Origin of the sequence: Epilithonimonas sp. (genome assembly GCF_036780765.1) — a bacterium.
Taxonomy (GTDB): Bacteria; Bacteroidota; Bacteroidia; order Flavobacteriales; family Weeksellaceae; genus Epilithonimonas.
Window position 1 is genome coordinate 84649 of sequence record NZ_DAIQCG010000004.1, and the last position, 20126, is coordinate 104774.

Below are 20126 nucleotides of genomic sequence, written 5' to 3' on the forward strand. Positions count from 1 at the left end.
ATGGCTAAAGTAAACGAAATTTCTGTTGAAGAAAAATTAAGAGCTCTTTACGATTTGCAAATTATCGATTCCCGTTTGGATGAGATTCGCAATACAAGAGGCGAATTGCCGATTGAAGTAGAAGACCTTGAGATAGAAATTGAAGGTCTTGAAAAAAGAGCCCAAAAATTCGAATCTGAAATTGCTGAGCAAAATGCTGAAATCAACAGCAAAAAAGACTTGATGAAGCAAGCTCAAACTCTTATTGATAAATATAAAACGCAGCAAGATAACGTTAGAAATAACAAAGAGTTCGAAGCTTTGTCAAAAGAGGTAGAATATCAGGAATTGGAAATTCAGTTAGCTGAAAAAAGAATCAAAGAATTCGGTGGGAAAATCGACCACAAAAAAGAGACTTTGTCTGATTTGAATGCTAAAATTGAGGAGTTGAAAAACCACTTGAACCATAAGAAAAACGAATTGGATAATTTGATTTCTGAAACTCAGAAAGAAGAAGATTATCTATTGGAAAAATCTAAAGAATTCGCTGAGAAAATCGATGATAGATTGTTGGCTTCTTACCAAAGAATCCGTCAAGGTTCATCTACAGGTCTTGCAGTTGTAGGTTTGGAAAGAGGAGCACCAAAAGGTTCTTTCTTTACAATTCCGCCACAAAAGCAAATGGAAATCGCTCAGAGAAAAAAGATTATCATCGATGAGCATTCTGGAAAAATCTTGGTAGATGACGAGTTGGTAAACGAGGAAACTGCTAAAATGGAAGATATCATCAAGTTCTAAGCTTGATATTTTACTAAATATAAAAGAGACCTGAATTTCAGGTCTCTTTTCGTTTGAGAGAAAATTAATATAAAATTACCGGATATTAACAGAACCGGAACTGCTTTCGTTTTTTGTAACTTTGTTAAGGTCGCCTCTTTTGATTACATTGATATCTCCGCTGGAAGATGCGCTTGCAGTAACACTTTGACGAACACCAATCGTAATATCAGCCGAAGAAGAAGTTGTAAGAACTGCGCTGTCAGCCGTTAAGTTTTCAGCTTTGATATCGCCGCTTGAAGATGCTTGAGCGCTTACACTTTGTGCTTTTCCTGTGATTTTGATTCCACCTGATGAAGAAGTTTGCATATTCAAATTTCTTGCATTGACTTCACCATAAAAATCGCCACTGCTGGAAGCTTGGATATTAATATTGTTTCCGTTGATATTTCCTTTGATGTTCCCAGAGCTAGAAACTTTCACATCAAGGTCAGAAAATTTGAAATCGTCTTTCAAAGTAATACTTCCGCTTGAGTTGGCTACCAATCCGTCAAAATCCTTGGCATAGACTTTAATTTTGATTCTGTCTGTTGAGATGTTGAGTTTACCTTCAGATTGAATTTTTACCTGAACTTTTCTTCCTTCTTGTTTTACAACCACATATTTCATTAGGTCAGAAGGTGCGTAAACAACAATTTTTTCCTCACTGGATTTAAAAACTTCTGCACTAAGAGAAGTAGAAATTTGTAACTCATCAAACTCCATTGAATAAGATTTCTCAATCACTTCACCTTTTCCAGAGTCTGACAATAGGTGAGAAAACATCACGTCATTGGAACCGTTTTTCTGAATGCAAGAAAAATTGCTAACAGAAGCCAAAAGAATTAGGGATAAAAGTTTTATTTTCATAAGTATATTTTTTTATAGTTTGATTTTATATAAAGTAAGACAATTGAAAAGTCTATTTCGTTACATCTGAAAATTATTTTTTATCAATCTAAATAATTTTCTAAATTTACATTATAAAATAAATACCAAGTTATGAAGAATATATTATTCGCATTTGTTTTGATTGGTTTGTCTGTTTCTGCATTTGCGCAGTCTGGTCCGCCGGCTGGTGATGCGAAAGTAGGAGAGTTTTACGGTCAGGATGTTTCTGCAAAAGCTGTTAAGAAAGCTATTTCTACGGATGAACTTAATAAAGAATTAAAATCAACACCGAAAATAGCCAAAACTTCTGTAAAAGGAAAAGTGACCGGAGTTTGTCCTAAAAAAGGATGTTGGGTAAGTCTGGCAACAGATTCCGGAGAAACATTTTTCGTTAAGATGAAAGATTACGCATTCTTCGTTCCTACAGCTTTGGAAGGTAAAACGGTTGTTATGGAAGGCAGTGCAGAAAGCAAAACCACTTCTGTAAAAGAGTTACAACATTACGCAGAAGATGCTAAAAAACCGCAAGCAGAGATAGATGCGATTACAGAACCAAAGAATGAAACAAGATTTTTGGCAAGCGCCATCAAAGTTGTAGAATAAGTTGATTTCAATATAATTTACAAGCTTCAGATTTTTCCGGAGCTTTTTTATTTGGGCGTAACCCTTTGTTTTTCCAAAACATTGGTAAGAAAAATCAAAATTAGCCATAGAAAAACAAGCGGGTCGGGCTATCCACTCATATCTTTTTTTGCCCAAGCTTTTCCCAAATCAAAAAAAGGATAACCGCTACTATCCCTTACGCATTCCAGAAAAACGTTTCATCAATTTCCCTTTGAAACCACATCAGTTCTCCGTATATTTACAAACTAAATTTTCAAAAAATGGCAGACTGGAAAACCGTCAAAGAATACGAAGATATTACCTATAAAAAATTAAATGGCGTTGCAAGAATCGCTATCAACAGACCAGAAGTCAGAAATGCTTTTCGTCCAAAAACAACCTCAGAACTTTATGATGCTTTTTACGATGCTTACGAAGATTCGTCAATCGGCGTTGTATTGTTAACAGGAGAAGGCCCTAGTCCAAAAGACGGAGGTCACGCTTTCTGCAGCGGAGGAGACCAAAAAGCTCGCGGACATCAGGGTTATGTAGGAGATGACGGAAGACATCGTCTTAATATTCTGGAAGTTCAACGTTTGATCCGTTTTATGCCAAAAGCTGTGATTGCTGTGGTAAACGGTTGGGCTGTTGGCGGTGGACATTCGCTTCACGTGGTTTGTGATTTGACTTTAGCGAGTGAAGAACACGCGATTTTCAAACAAACCGATGCCGATGTTACAAGTTTTGACGGAGGTTATGGTTCTGCGTATTTGGCGAAAATGGTTGGTCAGAAAAAAGCCAGAGAAATTTTCTTCTTAGGTAGAAATTATTCTGCTCAGGAAGCGGCTGATATGGGAATGGTCAACGCTGTGATTCCTCACGCTGAGTTAGAAGACACAGCTTATGAATGGGCTCAGGAAATCCTTGCCAAATCTCCAACTTCTATCAGGATGCTAAAATTCGCAATGAATTTGACAGACGATGGAATGGTTGGTCAGCAGATTTTTGCTGGAGAAGCAACACGTTTAGCTTATATGACAGAAGAAGCGAAAGAGGGTAGAAATGCTTTCTTGGAAAAACGTAAACCGAATTTCGGAGACGACCAGTGGATTTCTTAAAACATAATTAATCTAAATATTGCTCGACATCTGCTTTATGCCAAACAAAAACATTTCACTGGAAACAGGATTCGAATTTCTGAAACAATTAAGCAGAAATAACAATCGTGTTTGGTTTTCTGAGCATAAGAAAGAATATGATGCGATTGCAAAGGAAAATAAGAAATTTGTAGAAGATATTTACTCTGCACTAGAGCAACACGATAGTTTAGGGAGTATTCATATGTTAAGAATAAACAGAGATATTCGTTTTTCTAAAGATAAAACACCTTATAAAGATAATTTCGGAGGCGGAATATCACGAAAAAAACCAATGCTAAGAGGTGGTTATTATATTCATTTAGAACCAGACAATACTTTTGTTGGAGGTGGCTTTTGGGAGCCAAATAATGAAGATTTATTGAGAATCCGAAAAGAATTTGAAATTGATGATTCTCAAATTAAGAAAATAACTTCAGATAAAACTTTTATAAAATATTTTGGAGAACTGAGAGGTGAAGATGCCGTAAAGACTGCTCCAAAAGGTTTCGATAAAAATCATCCAGCAATTGATTTGATAAAAAAAAAACAATATGTGGTGAGGAGGAAATTTTCTGACAAGGAAGTTTTTTCAAACAGTTTCCAGAAAGAGGTTATCTCCACTTTTTTGGCAATGCGTCCTTTTTTCGATTATATGAGTGAAGTTCTGACAACTAATTTAAATGGCGAATCTATATTTAAAGATTAAAAAAATAAAATGACCGATTGGATAAAAGCAGCCCGTCTGCGAACTTTACCACTTTCTTTGAGTGGAATTATTATGGGAGCTTTCATTGCAAAATGGAGACTTTCTGAAAATGGAGGAACTTGGGATTGGAGAATTTTTGCTTTGGCACTTTTGGTAACATTATTGTATCAAATCCTTTCCAATTTTGCCAACGATTATGGCGATGGTGTAAAAGGAACAGATAAAAATAGAATAGGAGAGGCAGAGCAAAGAGCTGTGGCTTCCGGGAAAATAACTGCAATTCAAATGAGAAATGCTGTGATTTTGTTATCAATTTTATCTTTTGCTGCAACAGTTGCATTGTTGTATGTTGCTTTTTATCCATCGAATATTAGAGAATTCTTGATTTTTATCGGTTTAGGAGTAGCTTGTATTTTGGCTGCGATTGGTTATACGGTTGGTAAAAAACCTTATGGATACTTGGGATTAGGAGATATTTTCGTGTTCATCTTTTTCGGATTGGTTTCGGTTTGTGGGAGTTATTTTCTGTTCACAAAAACCTTCGATTACGATATTTTGATTCCAGCTTCTGCTATTGGAATGTTGAGTATGGCAGTTCTAAATCTCAATAATATGAGAGATATCGTGAATGACGAATTATCCGGAAAAAAAACTTTTGCATTGAGATTGGGCTACAAAAAAGCGATGATTTATGAAATCATCTTGTTACAATTGCCAATTTTATTAATGTTGGCTTTTTTGATGTACAACGGATTTCAGGAGAGAGGTCTTTATTATCCTTTCATCGTGATGATTTTGATATTTCCTTTTATGAAATTAAGGAGAACAATTATGAAAATCCAAGAACCAAAATTACTAGACCCATTCTTAAAACAAGTCGGAATCTTAACTTTTATGATGGCTGTTTTGACGGCTTTCGGGCTCAATTTTGTTAATTAATAAATCAAATAAAAATGAAAATAAAATTCTTAGGACAAAACTGTTTTTTGTTCACGTATAACGGCGTAACAATCCTTTCTGACCCTTTTTACAACTATCAGAAAGCGCAATCTGGTTTTGATATCAAAGCTCAGAAAATCGATTATATTTTGATTACACACGCACACGGCGATCATACTGCAGATGTAAAAGAAGTTCTTGAAAATCATCCAGATGCAACCGTTATTGGGCAGCCAGAGATTTGCGGATACTTTGGACATTCTAACAATATCGATATCAACTTTGGAGGTTCTGCAAAAATCGATGATTTGAAGATTTCTATGGTTCCTGCTTTACACACCAGTTCTTTCCCAGACGGAACTTACGGAGGTTTAGCAGCTGGATATATTTTCAGATTTGCTGATAGAAGAAACCTTTATTTAGCCGGAGATACAGGTGTAACAGCAGAAATGAGCTTATTTCCGCAGGTTTTCGGGACTTTAGACCTTTCAATCCTTCCAGTTGGGAAACATTATACAATGTGTCCTAGAAAAGCAGCTTTTGCAGCGTCCGAATTATTGAAAACTCCAAAAGTAATTGGTTGTCATTTCGATACTTTTCCACCAATCGAGATTAACCACGACGATGCTAAAAAGCATTTCACAGATAAGAACATCGATTTTACTTTACCAAAACTAGGAGAGGAATTCGAATTCTAACAAAAAAATTAAGAGATTAAGTAATTTCAAAATTTTGAATATTGCTTAATCTCTTAACCTATAGAAATAAAAAATGGCAAGCTACCTAAATCACACCGCTACGACCGATTACCTTTGCTGCGTTCCCACCCTGGAGGATTCTCAGGAGCTGGTTGTTTAGGACTTGCCGGTGCAAAGATAAAATTTAATATTGAATTAAAAAATGAGAAACACATGATATTAAGATTATTAATCCAATTATGATTTTAAAAAACTGATTCTCAGAATTAAAAATTTTCAATTTTTTTTAGAAAAATAAGATTATGACAAAAAATCCTGTAGCCGTTGGCTTTGGTTTATTTTTAGCGACAATGTTGACTTTCTTCGTTGTTTATTACTTTTTCGCAGATGCTAATTATTTTGATACCAGTATGAAAGTCAATGCTTTTGGGATGACTTTTCTGTATGTTTTGGCTGGATTTCTTTCCGTTCTTTGGTTGCGTGGAGACAATAAAATCACATATCCGCAAGCTTTCAAACAATGTTTTGTGACTTTGTTCGTTGGAGGTGGACTTTCTATGTTGGCGATTTTCGCTTTTCTGAATTATGCAGATACAGAAGCAAGAGAAATGCTGAATCATCAATACATCCAAACAGAAATGAAAAACTTGGATGAGTCTTATGCAAAACTGAAAGTTGAAGCGGCCAATCAAAAGGATAGAACTAAAGTTAAAGAATTAGAAGACAATTATAAACAACAAAAATTAGCCAGAGACATTGCAAAAAAGGAAAACAGGAACTATTTTTCTTTCCAATTTTTGTCAGCTATTTTTGGTGGATTTTTACTATTTTATTTACTTTTGTCTATTATCATTGCAGGTTTTTTGAAAAACAAAAAACGCTACGAATAAGATGTTGGATAATAAATGATTATAGGGTTTTATTTAAATAAATGATTTACTCTAAAATTAAAAAATCTAATATCTGATATCTAACATCTAACATCTTTTTATAAAAAAAATGAATCTTTCTATAATCGTCCCATTACTTAACGAGCAAGACTCTTTGGAGGAGTTGTTCACAAGAATCGACAATGTTTGCCGAGACAACAAATTATCATACGAAGTCTGGTTCATAGATGACGGAAGTACAGATTTGTCTTGGTCTATCATAGAAAATATGAAAATCCAACATCCGCAGATTCACGGGATTAAATTTTCCAAAAACTACGGAAAATCTCAAGCACTTCACGCTGCTTTTGAAAAAGTAAACGGCGATGTGATTATCACAATGGATGCTGATTTACAGGATTTTCCGGAAGAAATTCCTGAGCTTTACGAAATGGTAACTGCAGGTAATTACGACATTGTTTCCGGTTGGAAAAAGAAACGTTTTGATAATGTGATGACCAAAAATATTCCGTCGAAACTATTTAATGCAGCGGCTAGAAAAGTTTCGGGCGTTTCTCTTCACGATTTCAATTGCGGCTTGAAAGCTTACAGAAAGCAGGTTGTGAAATCTATTGATGTTTATGGCGATATGCACCGATATATTCCGGTTTTAGCTGCTAATGCTGGTTTCAGAAACATTACTGAAAAGCCAGTTCAGCATCAGGCAAGGCCTTATGGAACTTCCAAATTTGGAACAGAACGTTTTGTTCGTGGATTTTTAGATTTGGTTACACTTTGGTTTGTGAGCAGATTTGGAGGAAGACCAATGCATTTCTTTGGTGCTGCAGGAACTTTGATGTTCATCATCGGATTTTTATCTGCGGTTTGGCTTGGAGTTTCGAAACTGATTGATGTTTATATTTTCAAAATCTATGGAAATCTAATTGCCGACAATCCTTGGTTTTTCATTGCTTTGACAATGATGATTTTGGGAAGTTTACTTTTCGTAGCAGGATTCTTAGGTGAATTGATTATAAGAACCAACCGCGAGCACAAGAATTATCATATCGAAGAAATGATTTAATTATGAGTCATCATTTGTTATTGATTTTCCATCTTTTGGGAGCCTCGGTTTGGGTTGGCGGACATTTAATTTTGTCAATATCAATTTTGCCGGAAGTTCTCAAAAAGAAAGACGTTGAAATTCTTCTAGATTTCGAAAGAAAGTACGAGAAAATAGGAATTCCGGCTTTACTTCTGATGGTTATAACAGGAATTTGGATGGCTTATCAATTCGGAATTGGTTTTTCAAATTGGTTTCATTTTTCGAATCCTATAGAAACTGTTATTTCTCTGAAATTGATTTTACTTCTGATAACAATATTATTTGCAATCAGTGCTAATTTTTTTGTGATTCCAAAACTGACTGCCAAATCTTTACCATTGATGGCTTTTCACATTTTGTCGGTTACAACAATCGGTGTTTTAATGCTGTTATTGGGAAGTTTCGTGAGATACGGCGGACTTTCTTTTTGATTAAAGTCATCTTCTGATTTTCTGAAAATAATTGTAAATTGCTTCGAATAAAAATTACTCAATTGAAACGAATTCTTAATTCCTTTACATATCTCTTTATCTTTTCGATAATCATCATTTCTTGTGGAAAAGTCTCTCCAAAAGGAGAAATTCAGTCCAAAGATATTGAACTTTCTGAGTTTTCTAAATTGGATTTGAAAGGAAAATTTCGTGTGTTTTATGTCCAAAGTCCACACAACTTTGTGAATGTAGAAACTTATCCTAATTTCTTTGATAATCTTAATATTGAAGTTAAAGATAAAAATTTGTCAATAACAGAGAAAAGCGAAACGGATAAAGTTGATTTTTACAATATCACGATTTACGGAAAAAATCCGTTCGATGTGATTAAAATAGCTGATTCTGTAGAACTTAACATTTCAAGTCAAATGAAAGTTGAAAATTTCGCACTTCATTTAAAAGATAATGCTAAATTTATCGGTTCAGTGATTTCAGAAAAATCAGAGATAGAAATGGCGAACAAAAGTCGCGCTAATCTGTTGGGAAAAACAACTTTGGCAAAGCTTAATATCAAAGATACAGCAAGTATTATTTCTCCGTATTGGTATATCAAAGATTTGGAAATCGATTCTCAGAACGGAAATTATGCAGAACTGAATATAGATGAAGAAATCAAAGGAAAAATCGGTAATACATCAAAATTGATTTATTACGGAAATCCTTCGAAAAAACTGAAAGTAACTGACAAAGCGACTTTGGAGAATAAGAAAATTAATTAAGAAACAAAAAACTATAAATAATGTCAGAATTATCAACATTAGATAAAGCAAAACTTTGGCTTTCTGAAACATTTGATGAAGAAACTAGAAATGCTGTACAAACTTTAATTGATTCTAATTCGCCGGATTTGGAAGATTCTTTTTACAGAGAATTAGAATTCGGAACAGGCGGAATGCGTGGCGTAATGGGGGTTGGAACCAATCGTTTAAATAAATATACATTAGGTCAAGCTACTCAAGGACTTGCGAATTATCTTCATCAATCTTTCCCAAATGAAGAAATCAAAGTTGCGATTGCTTATGACGTTCGTAATAATTCAAAGGAATTCGGAAAAATCGTTGCTGATGTTTTAACAGCCAACGGAATCAAAGTTCTATTATTCAAAGAACATCGTCCAACTCCGGAATTGTCTTTTACCGTTCGTGATAAAAAATGCAATGCGGGAATCGTTTTGACGGCTTCTCACAATCCACCGGAATATAACGGTTACAAAGTTTATTGGAATGATGGTGCGCAAATTGTTCCACCAGATGATGAAAATATCATTAGAGAAGTTTATTCAACCAAGTTTGAAGATATCAAATTTAATGGAAATGATGACCTAATCGAATGGGTTGGCGAAGACCAAGATGATGTTTACATCGATGCTTGTATGGAAAATTCTCTTTATCAAAATGTTGGAAGAGATAATCTGAACATCGTTTTCACATCCATCCATGGAACAACTTACACAACGGTTCCAAAAGCATTGAAAAAAGCTGGATTTACCAAATTAGATTTGGTTAAAGAGCAAATGATTCCAAGCGGAAATTTCCCAACAGTAGCTTCCCCGAATCCGGAAGAACCTGCTGCACTTTCTATGGCAATGGATTTGGCTAGAATTACTAATGCTGATATCGTTATCGGAACAGACCCAGACGGCGACAGATTAGGAATTGCAGTTAGAAATCTGGAAGGCGAAATGCAACTTCTAAACGGAAATCAAACCAATACAATCTTAACTTATTATATCCTTGACCAATGGAAAAAAGCTGGTAAAATTACTGGAAAAGAGTTTATTGGTTCTACAATTGTGACTTCTGATGTTTTCTTTGATGTTGCAGAGAAATTTGGAGTGGATTGCAAAGTTGGATTGACCGGTTTCAAATGGATTGGAAAAATGATTCGTGATTTTGAAGGTCAGGAAAAATTCATTTGTGGAGGCGAAGAAAGTTTCGGTTTTATGACTGGAGATTTCGTTCGTGATAAGGATTCTTGTGGTTCAATCTTGACAGCTTGTGAAATCGCTGCTTGGTGCAAAGCCAATGGAACAACGGTTTACGAATATATGATTGACATCTACAAAGAAGTTGGGTTCTATTACGAAGGCTTAATTAATGTCGTAAGAAAGGGTAGAACTGGAGCTGAAGAAATTACGCAGATGATGAGTGATTTCCGAAGTAATCCACCGAAAGAGATTGCTGGTTCTCCTGTAGAAGAAGTGAAGGATTTCAAAGAGCAGACTTGTTTCGTTGTTTCTAAGAACGAGAAAAAAGTAATGGATGATATTCCAAAGTCTAACGTGTTGATTTTCTATACTCAAGATGGGACTAAAGTTTGTGTTCGTCCTTCTGGAACCGAGCCAAAAATCAAATTTTATGTTTCTGTAAAAGACAGCATCACTTCCAAAGAAGATTTTGTGGCAAAACTTCCTAAGCTTGAAGAGAAAATTGCGAAGGTAAAAAAGGATTTAAATCTGTAGTTGAAAATTTTTATCAGATAAAAATATAATCTAAAATATTTTTAATCTAAAGTTCTCAATTACTGATTTAATTTAGTTTTGAGAACTTTTTTGTTATGTAATTTGATTTACTCAGTTGCATTTAAGACTTTTGTAAATCATAAAAAGTAAAAATCCGAATTAAGTTTCGGAAAAACATCAAAAAATAAATAAGTGAAAGTATCTAAACTAGCATCTAACCTGATTGGTTCGGAAATTATCAAAATCGGAAATGAAGTTAACGATTTGAAAGCCAAAGGTGCACAAATCTCAAATCTTACAATTGGCGACCTTAATTCTAATATCTATCCAATTCCATCGGAATTGAAACAGGGAATTGAGAAAGCTTATAAAAATAATCTGACCAATTATCCGCCTGCAAACGGTTTACAGTCTCTAAGAACTTCTGTAAGCAATGACTTGAAAAAACGTTGGAATCTGGATTATTCGGCTAATGATATTCTGATTACAGCTGGTTCAAGACCTTTGATTTACGCAGTTTTCAAAACGATTGTTGACGAAGGTGATAAAGTGATTTATCCGATTCCTTCTTGGAATAACAATCATTATGCTTACTTGACGACTGCTAATGCGGTTGAAGTTCAAACTCAGGAATCTAACAATTTCTTGCCAACAGCGGATGACCTTCGTCCTTATGTTGACGGAGCAGTTCTGCTTTGCCTTTGTTCTCCACTCAATCCAACCGGAACAATGTTTACAAAAGAGCAATTGTCTGAGATTTGTGAATTGGTTTTGGAAGAAAATAAAAAAAGAGGTGCAGGCGAAAAACCGCTTTATTTGATGTACGACCAAATCTACGCAATGCTGACTTTTGGTGAAGATCATTACAATCCGGTAAGTCTTTTCCCAGAAATGAAAGATTACACGATTTATGTTGACGGAACGTCTAAATGTTTTGCTGCTACAGGTGTTAGAGTAGGTTGGGGCTTCGGACCGAGTTTGGTCATTGATAAAATGAAAGCTCTTTTGACGCACGTTGGAGCTTGGGCGCCAAAACCAGAACAGGAAGCAGTTGCTGAGTTTTTAGCGGATGATTCTGCAGTTGATACATTCTTAGATGATTATAAACAAAAACTAAATACAAGCTTAAAAGAACTTCACGCAGGAATCCAAGATTTGAAATCGAAAGGTTTTGCTGTGGAAAGTATTTCGCCAATGGGCGCACTTTATCTGACCATCAAATTAGATTATCTTGGCAAAACTGCTCCGGATGGAAGTAAAATTGAGAATTCTACAGATTTGGTTTTCTATCTGATTAATAATGCAGGAATGGCTTTGGTTCCGTTCTCTGCCTTTGGAAATGATAAATCAGTGCCTTGGTTTAGAGCTTCTGTGGGTGGTTGTTCTTTGGAGGATATTAAAGACTGTCTTCCGAAGTTGGAACAAGCATTAAATAATTTAAAATAAATGGAAAAAATTCGTTTTGTTTTTGGAAAAAATTCTATCTTTGTGTAAAGAAATACAAAGATGGCATATTATAAACAAAACGAAAATTCTAAAAAATCAAAAGTGGGAGAGCCAGTTGCTACTTATGGTGTTGGTTCTTCCGTCTTTAATCGATTTTCTATACAAGACGATTACAAACTATTGAAAAAAGCAAGAGAAGGTCTGAAAACAGATGTGTTCTATTTGCTTGCAGATGCTATCAATATGCCGGAGAAAACCCTGGCATCGGTAATCAATCTTTCTCCAAGAACTATTAGCAATTATAGAGATCAGGAAAAAGGTTTGGATCCAATTTATAGCGAGCATCTTTTAAAATTAATTAATCTTTATAATTTTGGTAAGGATATTTTTGGAAACCTTGATGAATTTACACTTTGGATGAACCGTCCTTTTTGGAATTCTGAGGACAAGCCAATCGATTTTATTTCTACTTCTGGCGGTGTAGATTTAGTGTATGAAGAAATAGAAAAATTGGCTCAGGGTTATCCTGTATAACAATGTTGGTTTATAGGATTGTACATAAAAAATACGCAGACTCACTTTTTGCAAGTGGATTGGAAGGGAGGTGGAACTCAGAAGGCAAGAAAGTTATTTATACTGCAGAAAGTATTTCTTTAGCTTATTTGGAAACATTGGCGCATCGCAAGGGATTGGGATTCAATAAGGATTTCAGGATTATGATCATTAAAATTCCTAATAATGCTGGTTCTCAAATTGTTGATACTTCAGCATTATCTAAAACTTGGAGAGATTTTAGGAATTATTCCGATTGTCAAAAGATTGGAAATGTTTGGTTTGATTCCAATGAAAAACTTTGTTTGAAAGTTCCTTCTGCAGTGGTTCCGGAAAATTGGAATGTGGTTATCAATACATTTCATAAAGATTTTAAAAAAGTAAAGCTCATTGATATTCTCGATTTTGAACCTGATGATCGATTGGAACAAATTATAAAACAAAACAAATAATGAAATCTAAAGGTTTGTAAATCCCTTAAAAAACTAGAAAATCTATGAACAAAGTTATCGCAGTTATTCCTGCCCGTTATAATTCTACAAGATTTCCCGGTAAAATGATGGAGATTCTGGGAAACAGAACTATTATCACAACCACTTATCAGAATGTTTTGGAAACTGGTTTATTTGATGAAGTATTCGTTGCTACAGATTCTGAATTGATTTTTGATGAAATTTCCAAAAACGGCGGAAAAGCTGTAATGACAGGCGAACACGAAACTGGGAGCGATAGAATTGCAGAAGCTGTTCAAAACATCGATTGTGATATCGTGATTAATGTTCAAGGCGATGAACCTTTTCTCAAAAAAGAACCTTTAAAACAACTGATTGACGTTTTTTATAAAGATGAAAAAAAGGAAATTTCTTTAGCTTCTTTGAAAATTCAATTGAAAGAATCTGATGAAATCCGGAATCCAAATAATGTCAAAGTCATTACTGATAATAATGGATTTGCATTGTATTTCAGTCGTTCAGTAATTCCTTTTCAGCGCGAATTATCTTATGACGTCAAGTATTATAAACATATTGGCGTTTATGCTTTCCGAAAAGAAGCCTTGCTAAAATTCTCTTCTTTGGAAATGACACCTTTGGAGATTTCGGAAAAATTAGAACAATTACGCTATTTGGAAAATGGGATGAAAATTAAAATGGTAGAAACTGATTTTGTTGGGATTGGGATTGATACACCTGAAGATTTGGAGAAAGCCAAAAAACTGATTTAATTTAGTCTTTAATAATGTCAAAATTAACGTTCTTTAAGACAAGAAGCCAATTGAAAATTTTATCTTAGCAACCTTAAAAATTCTGAATGAAAAAATTAATTCTCATATTTTCCATCATATTTTCCATCGTTATTTCTGCTCAATCTGCAAAAGATATCATTGATAAAAATATAGAAAATTCTGGAGGCCTTACCAATTGGAAACTTCTGAATACGGTTCAGATACAAGGGCGAGTAACTTTGGGAGTTAATGATTCTTACTTAATGAAAATCTATCAGCAGCGTCCAAATCTTACCAAAACTGCAATTGTAATGGGTGGAAAAGAAACACCTGTTGAAGGTTTTGACGGAAAGAATGGTTATGCGATGAATTATGCTCAAAATAAACTTCAGCAATACACAGATTATATCCCTGAGAATTTTGATAACGACTTTATAGATTGGGAAAACAAAGGTTTTGAAGCAGAATTATTAGGTAAAGAAAAAATCGGAGAACAATTTTATTTCAAAGTAGAACTGACGAAAAATGTGAATAAAACCATCTATTTTTTTGATGTCAAAAACTATATGTTGTATCGCGAAATCAAGAAAGATGAAACCCTGACTTATTCCGATTACAGAAAAGTGGGACAATTGTTAATGCCTTACAGAATCGAGTCGTCTTCGCCTAAGAAGGACAGTGATTATGTTATGTTGATTAATAAAATCGAAATCAACAAAGAACTTCCGAAGAATACTTTTAAGTTCTAATTTCCTCAAAATGGAAATAGAAGAAATCCGCGAATATTGTCTGTCCAAAAAGGCTGTAACAGAAGCTTTTCCGTTTGACCAAGAAACTTTGGTTTTTAAAGTTGGTGGCAAAATTTTCGTATTTCTTCCTATTGAAAAAAATCCTACAACATTTTCCGCAAAAGCAGATCCGGAATGGAGCGAAGAGCTTCGTGAAAAATACCATCAAATCAACGGCGCTTTTCATCTTAATAAAACCCATTGGAATTCAGTTGTTTGTGAGGGTCTCAAAAAAGAATTGATTCTAAAATTAATTGACCATTCTTACGATTTAGTCTTTAAATCTTTAACAAAGAAACTGAAAGAAGAAATTCTGAACAGCTAAATTTTCTAAGTTTATCTTGATTAAGATTCAATTCACAAATACATTCTAAATTATACATCCCAAGCTTGTTTATGGTTATTAATCATAACAAATTTTTATTTTCTCATTTTGAGATAATGAAATAAGTTGTATATTAGGCATTCAAAAATTTCTATTAGAAAAGAGTAAATTTTATGATAAAAAAATTAATATTACTTTCTGTATTGGGCTGTATGTCGCAATTTAGTTTTGCTCAGAAAAAAACACCAGTTTATTTAGACGATTCCAAACCTGTAGAACAACGTATCGAAGATGCTTTGTCAAGGATGACTTTGGAGGAAAAAATCAATTTGATTCACGCACAATCCAAATTCAGTTCTCACGGCGTTCCAAGATTGGGGATTCCAGAACTTTGGACAGCTGACGGACCTCACGGTGTACGTTCGGAAGTGCTTTGGGACGAGTGGGATCAAGCAGGGTGGACTAATGATTCCATTATTGCTTATCCAGCATTGACCGCATTATCTGCAACTTGGAACAGAAATATGTCTTCTATCTACGGAAAATCTCTTGGCGAAGAAGCCAGATACAGAGGTAAAGATGTAATTCTTGGGCCCGGTGTTAATATTTACAGAACACCACTCAATGGTCGTAACTTCGAGTATATGGGAGAAGACCCATTTTTGACTTCGCAGATGGTGGTGCCTTATATCAAAGGTGTTCAGGCTAATGGTGTTGCAACGAGTGTGAAACATTTCGCTTTGAATAATCAAGAAACTTTCAGACATACAAGCAATGTGATTGTAGATGATAGAACTTTGTACGAAATTTATTTGCCTCCATTCAAAGCTGCTGTTCAAGAAGGTGATTCTTGGACGATTATGGGCGCTTATGATTTGTACAAAGGTCAACATGCCAGCCATAATCAATATTTGTTGAATGATATTTTGAAAGGTGAATGGGGTTACAAAGGTGTTGTGGTTTCCGATTGGGGTGCTGTTTTAGATACAGATCAAGCGATTCATAATGGTTTGGATTTGGAATTTGGAACTTGGACCAATGGGTTATCAAAAGGAACAAGTAACGCTTATGAGAATTATTATTTAGCAAAACCTTATTTAGATTTGATTAAATCCGGAAAAGTTGGAACTAAGGAATTGGATGATAAAGTAAGACGAGTTCTTGGCTTGGCTTATAAAACATCTATGAATAAGAATAAGCCCTTTGGTTCTATCGCTTCAGAAGATCATATTGCTGCAGCAAGACAAATCGCTTCAGAGGGTATTGTTCTTCTTCAAAATCAAAAAGCAACATTGCCAATCAATTTAGCTAAGACTAAGAAAATTGCAGTGATAGGAGAGAACGCTATCAAAATGATGACCGTTGGAGGTGGAAGTTCTTCTCTGAAAGTTAAATATGAAACTTTACCTCTTGACGGAATCAAAGAACGTTTCGGTAAACAAACCGAAGTGGTTTATGCCAGAGGTTATGTTGGAGATGTTGGAGGAGATTACAACGGTGTAAAATCTGGACAAGATCTTAAAGAAACCCGTTCTTCCGCAGAATTAATTGCTGAAGCTGTAAAATTGGCTAAAGAGTCGGATTTTGTTGTGTTTATCGGTGGACTTAACAAAAGTGATCATCAGGATGCAGAAGGGATGGACAGAGAAAGTTACGGATTGCCATATAATCAGGATGCAGTAATTTCAGCCTTAGCAAAAGCAAATAAAAATCTGGCTGTTGTTTTGGTTTCTGGTAATGCTGTTGCAATGCCTTGGATCAAAGAAGTTCCTTCGGTATTACAATCTTGGTATTTAGGTTCAGAATCTGGACACGCGATTGCGGCAGTTTTGGCTGGTGATGCAAATCCTTCTGGGAAGTTACCTTTCACTTTCCCTGTTAAGTTGGAAGATAATTCAGCGCACGCTTTGGGAGAATATCCTGGAAACAAAGAGGAACTAGCTGCTGGAAAAGGAAAAGATTTGAAAGATCCGATTAATATTACTTATAACGAAGGGATTTTCGTGGGTTACCGTTGGCACGATACTAAGAATATCAAACCATTATTCAGTTTCGGGCACGGTTTGAGTTACACAACTTTCGAATATGGAAAATTAAAAGCAGACAAGTCTGAATTGACTTCGAATGACAAAATCACTTTCACTGTGAATGTTAAAAATAATGGTAAAGTTGATGGAGCAGAGGTTGTGCAATTGTACATCAGCGATTTGAAATCATCATTGCCAAGACCTTTGAAAGAGTTGAAAGGATTCGATAAAGTGTATTTGAAAGCTGGAGAATCCAAAGATGTTTCTATTACGGTTGATAAATCTGCATTGAGTTTCTTTGATCCCGCAAAACACGATTGGGTTGCAGAACCGGGAGATTTCGAAGCTTTGGTAGGGAGTTCTTCTTCTGACATCAGAACTAAAATCAAATTTACCTTGAAATAAGTTTCATTGGAAATATAAAATTAAAGGATAGCAATTGCTATCCTTTTTTATTTATTAGAACTGAAACTCTTTTGTCAGTTTTTTGTCTTCATCCAATCTTTCAATTAGCTTTTCCAAACCTTCGAATTTGATTTCATCGTGGAGAAAATCTCGAAATTTAATGGTGATTTGTTTATCATAAATATCTTGGTCAAAATCTAAAATATAAACTTCGGTGTGTAAAGATGCGTTCTTGTCATCGATTGTAGGATTGGTTCCGATGCTCAACATTCCTTTATAAAATTGATTGTCGATATAAACTTCAACTATATAAGCACCACTTTTAGGTAGTAATTTATTGATAGGAACTTCAATATTGGCTGTTGGATAACCAATTGTTCTACCTAGTTTTTTTCCGTGGATGACTTTTCCTGTTAAAGGATAATTGTAACCCAACATTTCATTGGCATCAGTAATTTTGCCTTCTGACAATGCTATTCTGATTTTTGTAGAACTCACATTAAGATCATTTTTTTGTACAGCTTCCAATTGATTGACTTTAAAGCCTAATTCATCAGAGAGGGATTTTAATAATTCAAAATTTCCGCTTTTGTTTTTCCCAAATGTATGATCGTGTCCTATTATAATATGCTTAACGTTGAGTTTATCAACCAAAACTTGTTCACAGAATTCAACTCCTGACAAATTTCTAAATTCTTTGTCAAATGTTTTTAGAAAAATATTTTTAATTCCGCTTTTTTCCAGTAATTCTAACTTCTCCTCAAGCGTGTTGAGCATTTTGACATCATCATTTGGATTTAAAAACTTTCTTGGATGCGGCCAAAAACTTAAGATAGCAGATTCAAGATGTTCTTTTTCTGCGATTTTATTTAAAGTATTGATGATAGATAAATGTCCCAAATGAACACCATCAAACATACCTAATGATAATGCTAAAGGTGTTGTAGATTGGTAATCTGTAAGATCTCTGATGATTTTCAAATTCTGAATTTTATGGCAAAACGTAATCAAATCTGCCTGTGTAAAAATACACCTAAATAGGGTGCTAAAAATTGTCATACAAATATGATAAAAATCTTTTTTTCTGACAATGCTCATTTATAAACTTTTATTATCTTTGCGCACAAGTAAAAATTTAGTAATGGCAAACCAAATTAAAGGAAAAATTTCACAAATTATTGGACCGGTTATCGACGTGGTTTTTAATGAAGTTGAAGAATTACCAAAAATATATGACGCTTTAGAGATCACTAAAAGCAACGGAGAAAAAGTTGTATTAGAGGTAGAGCAGCACATTGGTGAGGATATGGTAAGATGTATCGCAATGGATGCTACAGATGGTCTTCAAAGAGGTCAGGAAGTAATTGGTACAGGTAGACAAATTACAATGCCAGTTGGTGATGAAGTTAACGGTCGTCTTTTCAACGTAGTTGGAGATGCTATTGACGGAATCCAGACTTTGTCAAAAGAAGGAGGTTTGCCAATCCACAGAGAAGCACCAAAATTCGACCAATTGTCCACTTCTGCTGAAGTTCTTTTCACAGGGATCAAAGTAATTGACCTTGTTGAGCCTTATGCAAAAGGAGGTAAAATTGGATTGTTCGGTGGAGCAGGTGTAGGAAAAACAGTATTGATCCAGGAATTAATCAACAACATTGCAAAAGGACACGGTGGTCTTTCTGTATTCGCAGGAGTAGGAGAAAGAACAAGAGAAGGAAATGACCTTTTGAGAGAGATGTTGGAATCTGGAATTATCAAATATGGTGATGAGTTTATGCACTCTATGGAAAATGGAGGCTGGGATCTTTCTAAAGTAGACTTAGAAGCTATGAAAGAATCTAAAGCTGCTTTCGTTTTTGGCCAGATGAATGAGCCACCAGGAGCAAGAGCTAGAGTAGCATTGTCTGGTTTGACTTTAGCTGAATATTATAGAGATGGAGGAGAAACTGGTCAAGGTAGAGATGTATTATTCTTCGTAGATAATATCTTCCGTTTTACGCAAGCTGGTTCTGAGGTATCTGCACTTTTGGGTCGTATGCCATCAGCGGTAGGTTACCAACCAACATTGGCATCAGAAATGGGTGCGATGCAGGAAAGAATTACTTCAACTAAAAACGGATCTATTACATCTGTACAAGCAGTTTATGTACCTGCGGATGACTTAACTGACCCGGCTCCTGCAACAACGTTTGCTCACTTGGATGCAACTACAGTACTGGATAGAAAAATTGCTTCATTAGGTATTTACCCAGCGGTAGATCCATTGGCTTCTACATCAAGAATCTTGGCTCCGGAAATCATTGGTGAAGAACATTATAACTGTGCTCAAAGAGTAAAAGAAATCCTTCAAAGATATAAAGCATTGCAAGATATTATCGCAATCCTTGGTATGGAAGAACTTTCTGAAGAAGACAAATTGGTAGTTTACAGAGCTAGAAAAGTACAAAGATTCTTGTCTCAGCCTTTCCACGTTGCGGAACAGTTTACAGGTCTTAAAGGATCTTTGGTTGATATCAAAGACACCATCAAAGGATTTAATATGATTATTGATGGAGAATTGGATCAGTATCCGGAAGCTGCTTTCAACTTGAAAGGAACTATAGAAGAAGCTATCGCAGCTGGACAAAAAATGTTAGCTGAGAACGTTTAATAAATTTTAAATGT

21 protein-coding genes and 1 other RNA gene are annotated in these 20126 nt (G+C 34.9%); 19 read left to right on the forward strand and 3 right to left on the reverse strand.

Annotated elements, in window-relative coordinates; genetic code table 11:
* The gene (locus tag V7P73_RS08895; RefSeq protein WP_333852835.1) at window positions 1–777 is read left to right on the forward strand and encodes a zinc ribbon domain-containing protein; all 777 of its coding nucleotides are present in this window, start codon (window positions 1–3) and stop codon (window positions 775–777) included.
* 75 nt (window positions 778–852) lie between these two features.
* Here the strand turns inward: V7P73_RS08895 and V7P73_RS08900 are convergent, their stop codons facing one another.
* Window positions 853–1665, reverse strand: a complete 813-nt coding sequence (locus tag V7P73_RS08900; RefSeq protein ID WP_333852837.1) for a GIN domain-containing protein — start codon at window positions 1663–1665, stop codon at window positions 853–855.
* A 132-nt stretch (window positions 1666–1797) separates the two neighbouring features.
* On the opposite strand from V7P73_RS08900, the gene V7P73_RS08905 reads away from it, so the two are divergent.
* The 5 genes from V7P73_RS08905 to V7P73_RS08925 all read left to right on the forward strand — a co-directional run bounded on the left by V7P73_RS08905 (window position 1798) and on the right by V7P73_RS08925 (window position 5771).
* The gene (locus V7P73_RS08905) at window positions 1798–2289 is read left to right on the forward strand and encodes a DUF4920 domain-containing protein (protein ID WP_333852839.1); all 492 of its coding nucleotides are present in this window, start codon (window positions 1798–1800) and stop codon (window positions 2287–2289) included.
* 281 nt (window positions 2290–2570) lie between these two features.
* Complete coding sequence (locus V7P73_RS08910) at window positions 2571–3407, forward strand: 1,4-dihydroxy-2-naphthoyl-CoA synthase (RefSeq protein ID WP_333852841.1); 837 nt, start codon at window positions 2571–2573, stop codon at window positions 3405–3407.
* A 37-nt stretch (window positions 3408–3444) separates the two neighbouring features.
* Complete coding sequence (locus V7P73_RS08915; RefSeq protein WP_333852843.1) at window positions 3445–4134, forward strand: DUF2461 domain-containing protein; 690 nt, start codon at window positions 3445–3447, stop codon at window positions 4132–4134.
* 9 nt (window positions 4135–4143) lie between these two features.
* Window positions 4144–5073 carry a 1,4-dihydroxy-2-naphthoate octaprenyltransferase gene (gene menA, locus V7P73_RS08920; protein WP_333852845.1) on the forward strand — a complete coding sequence of 310 codons (930 nt, stop codon included), beginning with the start codon at window positions 4144–4146 and terminating at the stop codon, window positions 5071–5073.
* A 14-nt stretch (window positions 5074–5087) separates the two neighbouring features.
* The gene (locus tag V7P73_RS08925; RefSeq protein WP_333852847.1) at window positions 5088–5771 is read left to right on the forward strand and encodes a metal-dependent hydrolase; all 684 of its coding nucleotides are present in this window, start codon (window positions 5088–5090) and stop codon (window positions 5769–5771) included.
* 71 nt (window positions 5772–5842) lie between these two features.
* Here the strand turns inward: V7P73_RS08925 and ffs are convergent.
* Window positions 5843–5940: signal recognition particle sRNA small type (gene ffs / locus V7P73_RS08930), an RNA gene on the reverse strand.
* Between the two features lie 133 nt (window positions 5941–6073).
* On the opposite strand from ffs, the gene V7P73_RS08935 reads away from it, so the two are divergent.
* From V7P73_RS08935 to V7P73_RS08990, 12 genes are all read left to right on the forward strand, one after another.
* On the forward strand, window positions 6074–6661 hold the full coding sequence (locus V7P73_RS08935) for a DUF4199 domain-containing protein (RefSeq protein WP_333852849.1): 588 nt from the start codon (window positions 6074–6076) through the stop codon (window positions 6659–6661).
* A 109-nt stretch (window positions 6662–6770) separates the two neighbouring features.
* The gene (locus V7P73_RS08940; RefSeq protein WP_333852851.1) at window positions 6771–7724 is read left to right on the forward strand and encodes a glycosyltransferase family 2 protein; all 954 of its coding nucleotides are present in this window, start codon (window positions 6771–6773) and stop codon (window positions 7722–7724) included.
* A gap of 2 nt (window positions 7725–7726) precedes the next feature.
* Window positions 7727–8176, forward strand: coding sequence for a copper resistance protein CopD (locus tag V7P73_RS08945; protein ID WP_333852853.1), 450 nt, complete (start codon window positions 7727–7729; stop codon window positions 8174–8176).
* 62 nt (window positions 8177–8238) lie between these two features.
* Entirely contained in the window at window positions 8239–8955 is a 717-nt protein-coding gene (locus V7P73_RS08950; protein ID WP_442896963.1) for a GIN domain-containing protein, read from the forward strand.
* Between the two features lie 20 nt (window positions 8956–8975).
* A complete protein-coding gene (locus V7P73_RS08955) occupies window positions 8976–10697 on the forward strand; it encodes a phospho-sugar mutase (protein WP_333852854.1) in 1722 nt (573 codons plus the stop codon).
* Window positions 10698–10889: 192 nt separating this feature from the next.
* Window positions 10890–12143 carry a pyridoxal phosphate-dependent aminotransferase gene (locus tag V7P73_RS08960; protein WP_333852855.1) on the forward strand — a complete coding sequence of 418 codons (1254 nt, stop codon included), beginning with the start codon at window positions 10890–10892 and terminating at the stop codon, window positions 12141–12143.
* 60 nt (window positions 12144–12203) lie between these two features.
* A complete protein-coding gene (locus tag V7P73_RS08965) occupies window positions 12204–12677 on the forward strand; it encodes an antitoxin Xre-like helix-turn-helix domain-containing protein (RefSeq protein ID WP_313100086.1) in 474 nt (157 codons plus the stop codon).
* A gap of 2 nt (window positions 12678–12679) precedes the next feature.
* Window positions 12680–13147: an RES family NAD+ phosphorylase gene (locus tag V7P73_RS08970; protein WP_333852859.1), complete on the forward strand. Its 468-nt coding sequence runs from the start codon at window positions 12680–12682 to the stop codon at window positions 13145–13147.
* 44 nt (window positions 13148–13191) lie between these two features.
* On the forward strand, window positions 13192–13917 hold the full coding sequence (gene kdsB / locus V7P73_RS08975) for a 3-deoxy-manno-octulosonate cytidylyltransferase (RefSeq protein ID WP_333852861.1): 726 nt from the start codon (window positions 13192–13194) through the stop codon (window positions 13915–13917).
* A gap of 86 nt (window positions 13918–14003) precedes the next feature.
* Window positions 14004–14666, forward strand: coding sequence for a histidine kinase (locus V7P73_RS08980; RefSeq protein ID WP_312418633.1), 663 nt, complete (start codon window positions 14004–14006; stop codon window positions 14664–14666).
* A gap of 10 nt (window positions 14667–14676) precedes the next feature.
* Window positions 14677–15030: an MmcQ/YjbR family DNA-binding protein gene (locus V7P73_RS08985; RefSeq protein WP_333852864.1), complete on the forward strand. Its 354-nt coding sequence runs from the start codon at window positions 14677–14679 to the stop codon at window positions 15028–15030.
* A 173-nt stretch (window positions 15031–15203) separates the two neighbouring features.
* Window positions 15204–17462 (forward strand): glycoside hydrolase family 3 C-terminal domain-containing protein, encoded by a 2259-nt coding sequence (locus tag V7P73_RS08990; protein ID WP_333852866.1) that lies wholly within the window; start codon window positions 15204–15206, stop codon window positions 17460–17462.
* Window positions 17463–17516: 54 nt separating this feature from the next.
* On the opposite strand, the gene V7P73_RS08995 is transcribed toward V7P73_RS08990, so the two are convergent.
* Complete coding sequence (locus V7P73_RS08995) at window positions 17517–18443, reverse strand: bifunctional riboflavin kinase/FAD synthetase (protein WP_333852868.1); 927 nt, start codon at window positions 18441–18443, stop codon at window positions 17517–17519.
* Between the two features lie 160 nt (window positions 18444–18603).
* On the opposite strand from V7P73_RS08995, the gene atpD reads away from it, so the two are divergent.
* The gene (gene atpD, locus V7P73_RS09000) at window positions 18604–20112 is read left to right on the forward strand and encodes a F0F1 ATP synthase subunit beta (protein WP_333852870.1); all 1509 of its coding nucleotides are present in this window, start codon (window positions 18604–18606) and stop codon (window positions 20110–20112) included.
* Window positions 20113–20126: the final 14 nt, after the last annotated feature.

Bases quoted from the DNA above. Each gene is read 5' to 3' on its own strand.
- kdsB (WP_333852861.1), top strand. From the start codon at position 13,192: ATGAACAAAGTTATCGCAGTTATTCCTGCCCGTTATAATTCTACAAGA.
- V7P73_RS08925 (WP_333852847.1), top strand. From the start codon at position 5,088: ATGAAAATAAAATTCTTAGGACAAAACTGTTTTTTGTTCACGTATAAC.
- V7P73_RS08965 (WP_313100086.1), top strand. From the start codon at position 12,204: ATGGCATATTATAAACAAAACGAAAATTCTAAAAAATCAAAAGTGGGA.
- V7P73_RS08900 (WP_333852837.1), bottom strand. From the start codon at position 1,665: ATGAAAATAAAACTTTTATCCCTAATTCTTTTGGCTTCTGTTAGCAAT.
- V7P73_RS08985 (WP_333852864.1), top strand. From the start codon at position 14,677: ATGGAAATAGAAGAAATCCGCGAATATTGTCTGTCCAAAAAGGCTGTA.
- V7P73_RS08910 (WP_333852841.1), top strand. From the start codon at position 2,571: ATGGCAGACTGGAAAACCGTCAAAGAATACGAAGATATTACCTATAAA.
- V7P73_RS08945 (WP_333852853.1), top strand. From the start codon at position 7,727: ATGAGTCATCATTTGTTATTGATTTTCCATCTTTTGGGAGCCTCGGTT.
- V7P73_RS08940 (WP_333852851.1), top strand. From the start codon at position 6,771: ATGAATCTTTCTATAATCGTCCCATTACTTAACGAGCAAGACTCTTTG.
- menA (WP_333852845.1), top strand. From the start codon at position 4,144: ATGACCGATTGGATAAAAGCAGCCCGTCTGCGAACTTTACCACTTTCT.
- V7P73_RS08915 (WP_333852843.1), top strand. From the start codon at position 3,445: ATGCCAAACAAAAACATTTCACTGGAAACAGGATTCGAATTTCTGAAA.
- V7P73_RS08955 (WP_333852854.1), top strand. From the start codon at position 8,976: ATGTCAGAATTATCAACATTAGATAAAGCAAAACTTTGGCTTTCTGAA.
- V7P73_RS08990 (WP_333852866.1), top strand. From the start codon at position 15,204: ATGATAAAAAAATTAATATTACTTTCTGTATTGGGCTGTATGTCGCAA.
- V7P73_RS08905 (WP_333852839.1), top strand. From the start codon at position 1,798: ATGAAGAATATATTATTCGCATTTGTTTTGATTGGTTTGTCTGTTTCT.
- V7P73_RS08935 (WP_333852849.1), top strand. From the start codon at position 6,074: ATGACAAAAAATCCTGTAGCCGTTGGCTTTGGTTTATTTTTAGCGACA.
- V7P73_RS08895 (WP_333852835.1), top strand. From the start codon at position 1: ATGGCTAAAGTAAACGAAATTTCTGTTGAAGAAAAATTAAGAGCTCTT.
- atpD (WP_333852870.1), top strand. From the start codon at position 18,604: ATGGCAAACCAAATTAAAGGAAAAATTTCACAAATTATTGGACCGGTT.
- V7P73_RS08970 (WP_333852859.1), top strand. From the start codon at position 12,680: ATGTTGGTTTATAGGATTGTACATAAAAAATACGCAGACTCACTTTTT.
- V7P73_RS08980 (WP_312418633.1), top strand. From the start codon at position 14,004: ATGAAAAAATTAATTCTCATATTTTCCATCATATTTTCCATCGTTATT.